We start from the raw sequence: 12,861 nt of genomic DNA on the forward strand, positions 1-12,861 counted from the left end.
AACATCTGGTGGTGCGGAATTCGGAAAGGGATCGGAAGGAAAATAGGGGGCGCGCAGCGTCAGCTGCACGCCCCCTATTCCGCGGAATGTTCGTACCGGATTACCAGCGCGCCGCCGCGGGCAGCGGCTCGCCGTACCAGAGCTCCACCAGGTGCCGGGCGATCGAGATCCCGGACGGCGGCAGGATCTCGCCGGCCTCCATCCCGGCCCGCAGCTCCTCGCGGGAGAACCAGCGCGCCTCGGCCAGCTCCTCGCCGTCCACGGTGATCTCGGTGCCGCCGGGCAGTGCCCGGCCCGTGAAGCCGAGCATCAGGCTGGACGGGAACGGCCAGGGTTGGCTGGCCACGTACTGCACCTCGCCGACCTGCACGCCCGCCTCCTCGTGCACCTCGCGGGCCACCGCCTGCTCGATCGACTCCCCCGGCTCGACGAAGCCGGCCAGCGTCGACCAGCGGCCCTCCGGCCACAGCGCCTGACGGCCGAGCAGGCAGCGGTCCTGCTCGTCGGTGATCACCATGATCACCGCCGGGTCGGTGCGCGGGTAGTGCTCGGCCGCGCAGGAGGTGCAGCGCCGCACGTGGCCGGCGCCGGCCTTCTCGGTCGGGTGCCCGCAGCGCGAGCAGAAGCTGTGCAGCCGGTGCCAGTGCTCCAGCGCGACGGCGTGCACCAGCAGTCCGGCGTCCCGGTCCGACAGCATCGCGCCGACCTCCCGCAGCCCGGCCGGGCGGGCATCGCCGTCCAAGCGCCCGGGCAGGCTCTCGCCGGCCAGCGCGAAGTACGAGACGCCGTCCTGGTCGGTGCCGAGGAAGTACCGGTCGCCGGTCTGCGGTGCCTCGAACGAGGGCAGCAGCACGAGTTCGGTGCCCTGCGGGGTGTCGACCACGAAGGCCTCGCCGCCGGCGATCGGCAGCACCCGGGTGGCCGGGTGGCTCCAGGCCGCCGCCAGCCAGGGCTCGTCGAAGCGGTGCTCGGCCGCCCGGTCCACCCCGGACCGGGCCAGTGCCAGGTACAGCGGGCGCTCGGTCTCAGGCACGGTGCTCACAGGTTCCATCCCCACGTGGTGAATCATCCGGATGAGTGATCTGACAGGCCAAGGTGTGCAGGGAGCAGTTCACGCACCGGGCCGGAAGTTCTCGGCCAGGTCGCCCCACAGGTACGCGGCGGTCTCCACGCCCTTGGCCAGCAGGTCCAGTTCGACCTTCTCGTTGACCGAGTGCCAGCCGTCCGAGGGCACCGAGATGCCGAGGAACAGCACCGGCGCGCCCAGCACGTCCTGCAGGTCCGCGGCCGGGCCGGAGCCGCCCTCCCGGGTGAACAGGATCTTCTGCCCGAAGGCCCGCCCCATCGCGCGGACGGTGGACTGCAGCGCCGGGTGGTCCAGCGGGGTCAGGCAGGGCCGAGTCGCGCCCGGGAAGACCAGCTCGTAGCGGATGCCCTCGGGCACCCGCTCGGCCACCCAGGCCCGCACCGCCTCACGGACCTTCTCCACCTCCTGCCCGGCGACCAGCCGGAAGGACAGCTTGAGGTGCGCCGAGGTCGGCACGATGGTCTTGCCGCCCGGGCCGGTGTAGCCGCCCCAGATGCCGTTGACCTCGGCGGTCGGCCGGGCCCAGATCCGCTCCAGGGTGGTGTACCCGGCCTCGCCGCGGGTGCCGTACGACTTGGCGACCCGCAGCCACTGCTCCTCGTCGAAGGGCAGCTCGGCGAAGAGCTCGCGCTCGCGCTCGGTCAGCTCGACCACGCCGTCGTAGAAGCCCGGGACGGCGACCCTGCGGTCCGCGTCGTGCAGGGCGGCGGCCAGCTCGGCCGCGACCTGGGCCGGGTTGGGGACGGCGCCGCCGAAGGAGCCGGAGTGGATGTCGGTGTCCGGCCCGTACAGGTCGATCTGGGCGTCGGCGAGCCCGCGCATGCCGGTGCAGACGGTCGGCGTCTCGGCGGACCACATGCCGGTGTCCGAGATGACCACGACGTCGGCGGCCAGCCGCTCGGCCTCCCGACGGACCAGGGCGGCGAAGTTCGGCGAGCCGGACTCCTCCTCGCCCTCGATCAGCAGCTTGAGGTTGACGGCCGGGGCGGTGCGGCCGGTGGCGGCCAGGTGGGCGCGCACACCCAGGGTGTGGAAGAACACCTGCCCCTTGTCGTCGGCGGCGCCGCGCGCGTACAGCCGGCCGCCGACCACGGTCGGGGTGAACGGCTCGGTCTCCCAGCCGTCCTCCTTGGCGGCGGGCTGCACGTCGTGGTGCCCGTACACCAGGACGGTCGGCGCGGACGCGTCCCCGGAGGGCCACTCGGCGAACACCGCCGGCAGGCCGTCCGTCTCCCACACCTCGGCCACCGGGAAGCCGGTCTCGCGCAACTTGGCCGCCAGCCACTCGGCGGAGCGCCGCACCTCGCCGGCGCGCTCCGGGTCGGCGGAGACCGAGGGGATGGCCAGCCACTCCGAGAGGTCGGCGAGGAAGGCGGCCTGGTGCGAGTCGATGTAGGAGCGGACGGCGCTGTCCGGGGTTCTCGTCATACCGACGACTGTAGTTCGCCCGTGTGGGTGCCCGCCCCGGCCGTCCGGCGGCCGGGCCCTCCCGGGGCTGTAACCTCCGTCACCCCCGTCGCGCACGGGCGCAGACGGGGGTGACGGAGGCCGACGTCCGGGTGTCAGCCGGAGCGGCGCAGCAGCGTGATCCGCGAGCGGGTCAGCACCGCCGCGAGGGCGGCCGCGAGCACCGGGAGCACCACGACGGCGCCGGCGATGGTGGGCCACGGGAGGACCACGATCGCCTGGTTGGCGAGCTCCTCCGGACTGATGCCGGGGTAACTTCCCCCCGCGCTCTCGACCTTGCGCAGTGCCACGCCCGGCACGATGCCGCAGACCACGCCGAGCACGGCGCCCATCGCGGCGATCACGCCGCACTGGAAGCCGGACAGCGAGCGCCGGATGCGGGGCTCGGCGCCGACCGCCGCGAGGGTGGTCAGGTCGCGCTGGGAGTCGGCGGCGGCCAGGCCGGTGGCGATGCCGGCCGCGCCGAGGGCGACCAGGCCGGCGAACACGGTCAGGCCGAGGGTGACGAGATCGGCCTGGGACCGGTAGCCGCGCTCGACGGTGAGGAGGCTGCGGTCGGTGATCCTGGCGAGCGCGCCGTCGGCCTTCTGCTGGGAGCCGTCCGAGGGCGCCGCGCCGGGCAGCCAGACCGAGCCGACCGACGTGGTGGTGAACCCCAGTCCGGCCGCGGTGGCCGGGCTGATCACGGCCTGCCCGGGCGAGGGAACCGAGGTGTCCGCGAGCACCGCGTCGACGGCGATCTCGTGGCTGACCTGCTTCCGGTCGGCGGGGCCGGTGCTGAGGTCGGCCGGCTCTCTGAACTGCACCGCGACCTTGCCGTCCTTGAGGTACCGGGGGTCGAAGACCACGGCCTTGCCGGCGGCGAGGGCCTGCCCGGCGGCCGGGTCGGTGACGCCGTACAGGTTGTGCAGCAGGGTGGCGTCACCGGCCGTCAGCGCGCCGTACGGGTTGCCCCGGCGGTTGTCGGTCTGGCAGCGCGTGTCGGTGGACAGGATCCGCTCGGCCTCACCGGGCGCGAACTCGCGGCCCGGGTCGAGGACGGGGCAGCGGATCTCCTTGGGCAGGTCCACGCTGATGTAGCCGCAGGACGAGTTCTCGGAACAGTCCCCCTTGTAGTGCACGTTCTGCACGTCGGCGCGCGGGCCGAGGTCGGGGATGCTGCGCTCGACGGCCTCCCGCATCTGCGGCAGCAGCTTGGCGTCGGTACCGGACAGCCAGCCCCGGCCGAGCAGGACGGAACCGGAGGGACCGTGCGCGACGTACTCGCGCCGGTTCTGCTCCGCAACGCTGGTGGTGTAGACGCCGACCGCGACGGCGCCGGCCACCGCGGCCATGACGGCGGCGACGGCGGGCGCGGTGCGGCCCCGATGGCGCACCGAGTCGCGCAGGGCGAGCCGGGGGCCGAGCGAGAGCCAGCGGCCGAGCCGGCCGAACAGGCCGACCAGGTAGGGCGTGAGGGCGACCATCCCGAGTTCGGCGACGACCGAGCCGCCGAGCACGGCGAGGCTGCGGCTGCCGATGCCGCTGGTGGCGCCGAGCAGGGCCAGGGCGGCGCCTCCGCCCAGCATCAGCAGGCCGAGCACGGCGAGCTTGCGGTTCGGCGGCTTGAGCGAGTCCCGGCCGGTGAGCGCGGCGACGACGTCCTGGCGGGAGGCCTGGACGGCGGGGACGACCGCGGCGAGCAGACCGGTGACCAGGCCCACCACGAGCACGCCGATCAGATCGAGCGGCTGGAGGGCGAAGTGGCCGAAGCGCCGGCCGGAGTACTCCTCGGCCTGGGTCCGCAGCAGCGCGACCAGGCTGACGCCGAGGCCGAGGCCGACGACGGCACCGGTCACGCCGAGGACGATGCCCCCGCCGAGCACGACGGCGCGGACGTTGGCACGGTCACCGCCGGCGGCGGCGAGCAGACCGAGCTGCCGCCGGGAGCGCCGGGCTCCGACGGCGAAGGCGGGGCCCGCGAGGAGGACGATCTCCAGCAGTGCCATGCCGACCACGGTGGCCAGGATGACCACGCTGGTCCGGTCGAAGTAGGAGGTCTGGTTCTGCGACCGCTCGTCCGCCTTGACGTAGAAGGGGACGTCGGCGCGGGCCGGGGGGTCGATCAGGACGGCGCGCGAGGTGGCGCTGAAGCCGTACCGGTTGAGTTCGACGACCTTGCGCCAGTCGAGGTCGGCGCCGGCCGGGAGCTTGACCAGCCAGCGGACGGGCTCGTCGGTGCCGGTGGCCGGGCCGCGGGAGGCGCCGGGGGGCGTGGCGAGCCGGTCGATCAGGGTGCCGGGCGGCGCGAAGAGTTCGCTGGCGGTGAGCTCGCCGGGGTACTCGTAGACGCCGGTGATGGTGAACGGGTCGGCCTCCAGGCCGCGGACGGCGGTCCGTTCGCCGATCTTGAGGCCGGACCGCTTGAGGAAGGCCGGGGTGACGGCGACCTCGTGACCGTTCGCGGGGGCCCGGCCCTTGACCAGGTCGACGCGGCCCTGCCAGACCGGGTCGTTCAGGTCCATCTCGTTGACGCGGGTGGACAGCAGGCCCATGACGCTGCTCGCCGCGGTGTTCGGGCCCTCGCGTTCGGGCACCAGGACGGCACCGGCCGGGAGCAGCTGCTTGACCAGGTCGCCGGGCGCGGTGTCCAGGGCGCGCTGCTGCTCGGGGGTGTGCCGGGGGACGTCGCCGGGCTTGAGGTCGTCCGTGGGGTTCTCGACGCTGAGCCCGTCGGACGGGTCGGGCGCCTGGAGGACGGCGGAGCCGCGCTCGACCATCTCCAGTTCGGCGGCCGCCTGGCCCATGATCCGCACGGCCTTCTCGGCGGGCGAGAGGTCGGCGCTGCGGAAGACCACGTCGGCCCCGGTGACACCGAGTACGGGCAGCGCGACCATCGCGATGACGAGGGCGCTGCGGCCCTTGGCCCGCAGGGCGTCACGGCGGGCGATGCGCAGGGCGACCCGCCAGGCGCTGAGCTTCACTCGTCCACCTTCCTGCTGTTGGTGGCGGCGCTGACGAGCAGGCTGGCGGCGTCCTGGCTGACGGACTCGTCGACCATGCGGCCGTCGCGCAGGAAGACGACGCGGTCGGCCCAGGCGGCGTGCCGCGCCTCGTGGGTGACCATCATGGCGGCGGCGCCGGCGTCGCAGCGGGCGCGCAGGACGGCGAGGACGGCTTCGCCGGTGGTGGAGTCGAGGGCGCCGGTGGGTTCGTCGGCGAGGACGAGGCGGCGGTCGCCGATCAGGGCGCGGGCGATGGCGACGCGCTGCTGCTGGCCGCCGGACATGTCGTCGGGGAAGCGGTCGGCGAGTTCGGGGATGCCGAGTTCCTCCAGTGCGGCCAGTGCCTCGCGGCGGGCGGCCCGGGCGGAGAGGCCGTCGAGTTCTCGGGGCAGCGAGATGTTCTCGGCGGCGGTGAGGGCCGGGATCAGGTTGTAGTCCTGGAAGACGTAGCCGACGGAGCGGCGGCGCACCTGGGCGAGCTTCTTGCGGTTGAGCTCGCCGAGGGAGGTGCCCTCGATCAGGACCCGGCCGTCGGTCGGGGTGTCGAGGCCGCCGGCGAGGGTGAGCAGGGTCGACTTGCCGGAGCCGGAGGGGCCCATGACGGCGACGAACTCGCCGGGGTGGACCTTGAGGTCGACACCGCGCAGGGCCTGGACCTCGGCGGCGCCGTGGCCGTGGACCCGGGTGACGTTCTCCAGGTGCAGCACCGGCGCGGGCCGGCCTTCTTGGGTGTGGGACACGATTCCCCCCTTGTACTGGGTGTGGGCTCGGGGTCGGGGTCCGAGCCGGTGGTTCGGTGCCGGGGCACCCGAAGCGCAGGCGTTCAAGCCCGCGGGCGCTCGGGCGCTCGGGCGTTCAGGCGCTCGGGCGTTCAGGCACGCAGTCGGCGGCCGCGCTTGGCGGGCGCGGGCGCGGTGCCCGGGCCGCCGCCGGCCTCGGCGGCCCGGGCCTCGGCCTGCAGGGCTTCGGCCTGCTGGGCGAGCCGGGTCTCGCAGTGGTCGAGCCAGCGGATCTCGGCTTCGGTCTGGAAGATCAGCTGGTCGAGGACGAGCAGCCAGGCGAGGTCGTTGCTCGCAGAGGGCACCACGCCGGGGCGTGACTCCCCCGCCAGGGCGCGGCCCTTGAGCCGGGTGTAGTCCTGCAGCGCCTTGATGCTGTGTCGGCGCTGGCCCTGGACGACCGCGGAGACGTCCACGCCGGGGACGGTGACGGCCATGGCGAGCTTGATGGCCAGTTCGTCGCGCGGCGGGTTGGTCCGGGGCACCGGGGTGTCGAACCAGGCCCGCAGCTCGGTGCGGCCGGCGTCGGTGACGGCGTAGAACTGGTGGCCGTCCTCGTCCTCCCCCGCGGGCTCGACCAGGCCGTCGCGCTCCAGCCGGGACAGCGTGGTGTAGACCTGCCCGACGTTGAGGGGCCAGGTGGCGCCGGTGCGCGCCTCGAACTCGGTGCGCAGCTGGTAGCCGTAGCGCGGGCCCTGGTCGAGCAGGGCGAGCAGACCGTGACGGATGGACATACCGAGTATGTATACCCGGTATGCCCCACCGCCTCAAGCCGCGCCCCTCCAGCCGCACGCCTCAAGCCGCGCCCTTTCCAGTCGCCCCCGTCAAGCCGGCGCCCCCTCAGCCGCGCCCCCTCCCCCCGGCGACCGGGTACCGTCGTGCGGTGTGAGCCAGTTGCGCATCGCCACCTTCAACCTCCTGCACGGTCAGCCGCTCGCCCCGGACGGCGCGCCACGGCCCTACCCGCCCGACCCCGGCGCCCCGCTGGCCCGGGCGGTGGCCGAGCTGGACGCGGACGTGCTGGCGCTCCAGGAGGTCGACCGGGGCCAGGCCCGCTCCGGCGGCACCGACCAGGCCGCGGTGGCCGCCGCGGCGATGGGCGCCAAGGACTGGCGCTTCGCCGCCGCCCTGCACGGGCGCCCGGCCCCGGTGGCCGGCTGGCTGCCGGAGCCGGACGGGCCGAACGGCCTGCGGGTGTACGGGCCCGGCGAGGTGGACGACGACGCCCCACCCTCGTACGGGACGGCCCTGCTGACCAGGCTTCCGGTACGGCACTGGCGGGCCCGACGGTTCGCCCCGGCACCGTTCGGCCTGCCCCTGCGGGTGGCCGGTCGACGCGGACTGACCCCGGTGCCGGACGAGCCACGGGCGGCGCTGGCGGCGGTGCTGGAGGGCGATCGCGGGCCGTTCACCGTGGTGGCGGCGCACCTGTCCTTCGTGCCGGGCTGGAACATGGCGCAGCTCGCGGGCATCCGGCGGTGGATCGCCGACCTGCCGCAGCCGTACTTGGTGCTGGGCGACTTCAACCTGGTCGGCGCGGTGCCGCGCACGGTGCTCGGCGGGGCGACGGTGCTGGAGCGCACCGCGCCGCGGGCCCGGGTGCGGGAGCTGCGGGCGGCCCGGCGGGCACGGCCGCAGCTGACCGAGCCGCGCCGGCGGCGGGTGCGCGAGCCCCGGGCGCGGCTGCAGGGCTGGTACGACCTGGCGCGCACGCCGACCTACCCCTCGCACCGGCCGGCGGTGCAGTTCGACCACGTGCTGGCGATCGGTGTGCCGCGCACGGCGGTCGGCCCGGCGGCGGCGCCGCGCACGGAGGTCTCGGACCACCGGCCGCTGCTGGTCGAGGTCTCGCTCTAGAAGGTCAGTGGCGGGTCAGGACCCCGGCCTGCTGCGGGAGTTGGAGGATGCTGGCGGGTGGGGGGTCGTACTGCAGGAGCAGCATCGCCGCGTCGTCGCCGAGCTGGCGTCCGACGTGGCGCACCACGTCCTCGTGCAGACGCTGCAGGACGTCGGCGGGGTGGCCGTCGGCACAGCGCGGGAAGCGTTCGGCGAGCGGGTAGAAGGTGCCGGCGCGGTCGCGGGCCTCGATCACTCCGTCGGTGAAGAGCAGCACGCGGTCGCCGCCGAGCAGCGGCACCCGGTGCACCGGCGGGCGGACGTCGGCTGGGTCGAGGACGCCCAACGGCGGTACGGTCTCGGCGAGTTCGAGCGCCACGACCTGACTGCCGCGCAGCAGCAGCGGGGCGGGGTGGCCGCAGTTGACGATCTCGGCGGAACCGTCGGGCCGGACGCCGATCAGCACCAGGGTGACGAACTCCTCCTCCACTCCGGGGTGGTCGTTCTCGTGCAGGGCGCGGTCCAGGCTGACGGCCAGCCAGCCGGCCACCCGGTCCAGTGCGGGCTCCTGGTGGGCGGCCTCGCGGAATGCGCCGAGCACGGCGGCGGCCGTCTCGACCGCGCCGAGGCCCTTGCCGCGCACGTCCCCGACCACGGCCCGCACGCCGTGCCGGGTGTTGACCACCTCGTAGAGGTCGCCGCCGATCCGGGCGTGCGCGGCGGCGGCCTCGTAGTGGACGGCGGCCCGGACGGTGCCGACCCGTTCGGGGACGGGGCGCAGCAGCACCCGGCGGGCGATCGAGGCGACCAGCTGGGCGTCGGCCAGCGCCCGTTCCTGGCGCAGTCTCAGGGTGGCGCTGACCCAGCCGATGGTGGCGACCAGCAGGATCGCGATGACGCTGGCGGCGTGCACGGACTCGTGGAGCGCGTCGCTGCGGAAGGCCATCAGGAAGGCCGCCGCCTCGGTGCACAGGCCGATGACGAACGGGTACCAGGTGCGGCGGCTGACCACGGCGGCCAGCGCGGGTACGGCGGTGAGGGCGGGTTCGACCGTCACCTCGGTGCCGCTGAGGTAGTCGAGGACGACGATCAGCGCCATGCCGAGGAAGGGCAGCGCGAGCGCCGTCCTCGGCCAGGTGCCGGTCGCGCCGGAAGCGGGCGCCGGGGCCGGCCCGGTGAACCGCTCTCTGATCCATCCGGTCGCGCTCAACTTCGGACTCTCCAGCAGAAGACGCCGATGCCCGGGGGCACCTGCGGTGATGACTGAGGGTTAGGGAATGCGGGCCTCGCTGGCGGCCGGAGTACGGGAGTTGACCGGTTACCGACCCCACAATAGGCGCGAAACGTGCGTGACACACAGGTTTCGGGCACTGGCGTGACGACTTGGATGCACTGCGTGACTCATTAGTCACTGTTCCCGATCAGGAGCCGTTCCAACTCTTTTCGGTCGGGAAGTCCTGCCGGACGCTCGATCCGCCCGCTGCGGACGTACAGGAACGAAGCCGTGACCAGCTCGGGGTCGACCCCCATCTGCTCGGCCCAGGCCAGTCGGTAGACCGCGAGCTGCAGCGGATCCGCGGTCTCCTCGCGGTGGGTCTTCCAGTCCACCACTTCGTAGCGTGACGCACCACCGGATCCCGACAACCGGTCACCGTCCCGGTAGACCGCGTCGATCCGCCCGCGCACCACCCGCCCCGCCAGCACCAGCTGGAACGGCGCCTCGACCCGGTAGGGCTTGCGCTGCGCGTACGGGGTGCGCAGGAACGCCTCCTTGAGCCGCTCCAGGTCCTGCTCGTCCTCGATGCCGTCGTCGTCGGCACCGGGCAGCGCACCGGGCTCGACCAGCAGCAGCGGCTCGATCCGGGACTGCACCCAGGCGTGGAAGCGGGTGCCGCGCCGGGCGGCGGGCTGCGGGGGCCGCGGCATCGGACGGGCCAGGTCGTGCGCGAAGCCGTCCGGGTCGGCGGCCAGCCGCAGCAGCTGGGTCGCGGACAGCGCCGCGGGCAACGGCACCTCCCGCACGGTGCGCCGGGACCGCTCCAACTCGCCCAGCAGCGCGGTCAGGTCACGGTCCCAGGAGGCCACCTGCCGCTGGTCCTCGGGGGCCATCTCCTCGGGGTCGGGAGCAGCAGCACCCGCGATCCTCGCGTTCACCACCTCGGCGACCCGGCGGCGGGCGTGCTGCGCGGCCGGATCCAGCGGCAGCGGCCAGGGGTGCTCGACGGGCGCGGCCAGTGCCGGGTTCTCGGCGCCCTTCTCGGGCTGCGCGGCCCAGTGCTCGACCTCGCCGGCCCCGGGCTCCTCGCAGTGCTCGCGCAGCGCCTCCAGGAAGGCGGACGGCCCGCGGACGGTCTTCTGGCTCGGCCCCCACCAGTGCCCGGAGGCCAGCAGCAGCGAACGCGGGCGGGTGAACGCCACGTAGCCCAGGCGCAGTTCCTCGGTGCCGGAGTGCTCGGCCAGCTCCTTCTTGAAGGCCGTCATCGTCTTGCTGTTCCACCCGCCGCGCACGTCGGGCAGGGTCGCCGCGTCGCCGCGCAGGGCGTGCGGAAGCACGCGCTTGGCGCTGGTCCAGCGTTCGCGCGGGGTGGCGGAGGGGAACGCGCCCCGCACCAGGCCGGGGACGGCCACCACGTCCCACTCCAGGCCCTTGGACTTGTGAGCGGTGAGGACCTTCACGGTGTCCTCGCCTCCGGGCAGGCTGCTGTCCAGGCCGCGCTCGTACTCCTGGGCGGCGCGCAGGAAGCCGAGGAAGGCGGCGAGGCCCGGATCGCCGTCGAGGTCGGCGAAGGAGGCGGCGACGTCCAGGAAGGCGTGCAGGGTCTCCCGGCGGCGGGCGGCCAGCGCCTGCGGGGAGGCGGCGAGTTCGACCTCCAGGCCGGTGGCGGACAGCACCCGGTGCAGCACGTCCATCAGCGGGTCGGCGAGCGAGCGGCGCAGCTCGCGCAGCTCCTGGGCCAGGCGGGCGAAGCGCACCCGGGCCTCGGCGGAGAACGGCAGCTCGTCCGGCTGGTCGCTGTCCAGGAAGGTCTCCACCGCGTCGGCCAGCGAGACCACCTCGGTCGGGTCGGCCTCGGCGACGGCCGCGGCCAGCGCCTCGACGCCCTCGGGCCGCTCGGTGCGGACGAGTTCGGCGGCCCGCCGGCCGAGCAGGGCGAGGTCGCGCGGGCCGATCCGCCAGCGCGGGCCGATCAGCAGGCGCACCAGCGCGGCGTTGGCCGTCGGGTCCTGCAGCACCTCGCAGACCGCCACCAGGTCGGCCACCTCGGGCAGCTGCAGCAGCCCGCCCAGGCCCACCACCTCGACCGGCACCTCGCGGGCGACCAGCGCCGCATGGATGTCCGGGAAGGCGGCGCCGCCGCGGCACAGCACGGCGATCCGGCCGGGCGCGGTGCCGGTGCGCACCAGGTGGGCGATCGAGTCGGCGAGCCAGTCGACCTCCTCGGCGTGGGTGGGCAGCAGGGCGGTGCGCACGAAGCCGTCCTGCTCGGCGCCGGGGGCCGGGCGCAGCGCCTCGACGCCCTCGTGCATCGCGCGCAGCGGCGCGGCGAGGGTGTTGGCGAAGGCGAGCAGGCGCCCGCCGCTGCGGCGGTTCTCGCTGAGCGCGTAGCGGTCGGCGGGGCGGCCGTCGGCCTTGGGGAAGTGCCGGGGGAACTCGTCGAGGTTGGCGACGGAGGCGCCGCGCCAGCCGTAGATCGCCTGGCAGGGGTCGCCGACGGCGGTCACCGGGTGGCCGCTCCCCCGGCCGTCCGGGCCCCCGCCGTCCGGACCGGCGCCGAACAGGCCGGCCAGCATCAGCCGCTGGGCGACGGAAGTGTCCTGGTACTCGTCCAGCAGGACGACCCGGAACTGGCCGCGCAGCAGTTCGCCGACCTCGGGGCGCTGCTGGGCGAGGCGGGCGGCGGCGGCTATCTGGTCGCCGAAGTCCATCAGCCCGGCGGACTGCTTGCGGCGGCGGTAGTCCTCGACCAGGCGCAGCAGCTCCTGCCGGGCGCGGGCGGTGGCCGGGACGGCCCGCAGGTCGTCGTTGGTCAGCTTGACGGTGGCGAGGGTGTCCAGCAGCCGCTCGTCGAAGTCGCGCAGGGCCTGCGGCTCGACCAGGTGCTCGGCGAGTTCGCCGTCCAGGGCGGTGAGGTCGGCGACCAGGTTGGCGAAGGTGCCGGTGAGCGCGGGGAACGGTCCGCGGGCGGTGCGCAGCACCTTGGCGGCGAGCTGGAAGCGGGTGGCGTCGGCGAGCAGCCGGACGTCCGGTTCGATGCCGATCCGCAGGCCGTGTTCCTTGAGGAGGCGGCCGGCGAAGGCGTGGTAGGTGGAGATCTCCGGGTCGCCGAGCGGTTCGACGGCGTCCCGGTCGGCGACGCCGGCCCGGAGCAGGGCGGTGCGGACGCGTTCGGAGAGCTCGGCGGCGGCCTTGTTGGTGAAGGTGAGGCCCAGCACCTCCTCGGGCCGTACGGCGCCGGAGCCGACCAGCCAGACCACCCGGGCGGCCATCACGGTGGTCTTGCCGGAGCCGGCGCCGGCCACGATCACGGCCGGTTCCAGCGGGGCGCCGATGGCCGCCATCTGCTCCCGGTTGAAGGGGATCCCCAGCAGCTCCTTGAGCTGGTCGGGATGGCTGAGCACGGCGGTCACCCCGCAACCGTAACGGTCGCAGCCGACACTCCGGACGCCCGGCCGGGGTGACCCTGGCTACTCGGCAGCTACCCAGCTG

At 74.5% G+C, this 12,861-nt stretch carries 8 protein-coding genes; 1 reads left to right on the forward strand and 7 read right to left on the reverse strand.

Annotation, left to right across the window (positions count from 1 at the left end; all coding sequences use genetic code 11):
* Positions 1 to 100: 100 nt before the first annotated feature.
* The 5 genes from nudC to CRP52_RS11745 form a co-directional block, all read right to left on the reverse strand.
* A complete protein-coding gene (gene nudC, locus CRP52_RS11725; RefSeq protein ID WP_097236341.1) occupies positions 101 to 1,051 on the reverse strand; it encodes an NAD(+) diphosphatase in 951 nt (316 codons plus the stop codon).
* Positions 1,052 to 1,111: 60 nt separating this feature from the next.
* Positions 1,112 to 2,515, reverse strand: coding sequence for a dipeptidase (locus tag CRP52_RS11730; protein WP_097236342.1), 1,404 nt, complete (start codon positions 2,513 to 2,515; stop codon positions 1,112 to 1,114).
* Positions 2,516 to 2,649: 134 nt separating this feature from the next.
* Positions 2,650 to 5,517 carry an ABC transporter permease gene (locus CRP52_RS11735; RefSeq protein WP_097236343.1) on the reverse strand — a complete coding sequence of 956 codons (2,868 nt, stop codon included), beginning with the start codon at positions 5,515 to 5,517 and terminating at the stop codon, positions 2,650 to 2,652.
* Positions 5,514 to 6,281, reverse strand: a complete 768-nt coding sequence (locus tag CRP52_RS11740; RefSeq protein WP_373560554.1) for an ABC transporter ATP-binding protein — start codon at positions 6,279 to 6,281, stop codon at positions 5,514 to 5,516. Before CRP52_RS11740 ends, CRP52_RS11735 begins: the two co-directional genes overlap by 4 nt.
* Before the next feature lie 128 nt (positions 6,282 to 6,409).
* Positions 6,410 to 7,051, reverse strand: coding sequence for a PadR family transcriptional regulator (locus CRP52_RS11745; protein ID WP_097236345.1), 642 nt, complete (start codon positions 7,049 to 7,051; stop codon positions 6,410 to 6,412).
* A gap of 151 nt (positions 7,052 to 7,202) precedes the next feature.
* Between CRP52_RS11745 and CRP52_RS11750 the strand changes: the two genes are divergently transcribed.
* A complete protein-coding gene (locus tag CRP52_RS11750) occupies positions 7,203 to 8,174 on the forward strand; it encodes an endonuclease/exonuclease/phosphatase family protein (protein ID WP_097236346.1) in 972 nt (323 codons plus the stop codon).
* A 4-nt stretch (positions 8,175 to 8,178) separates the two neighbouring features.
* Here the strand turns inward: CRP52_RS11750 and CRP52_RS11755 are convergent, their stop codons facing one another.
* Complete coding sequence (locus tag CRP52_RS11755; RefSeq protein ID WP_097236347.1) at positions 8,179 to 9,363, reverse strand: PP2C family protein-serine/threonine phosphatase; 1,185 nt, start codon at positions 9,361 to 9,363, stop codon at positions 8,179 to 8,181.
* A gap of 194 nt (positions 9,364 to 9,557) precedes the next feature.
* Positions 9,558 to 12,782: an ATP-dependent DNA helicase gene (locus CRP52_RS11760; RefSeq protein WP_097236348.1), complete on the reverse strand. Its 3,225-nt coding sequence runs from the start codon at positions 12,780 to 12,782 to the stop codon at positions 9,558 to 9,560.
* Positions 12,783 to 12,861 lie beyond the last annotated feature (79 nt).

It is taken from the genome of Streptomyces sp. 1331.2 (genome assembly GCF_900199205.1).
In the GTDB taxonomy this organism is placed as follows: domain Bacteria; phylum Actinomycetota; class Actinomycetes; order Streptomycetales; family Streptomycetaceae; genus Kitasatospora.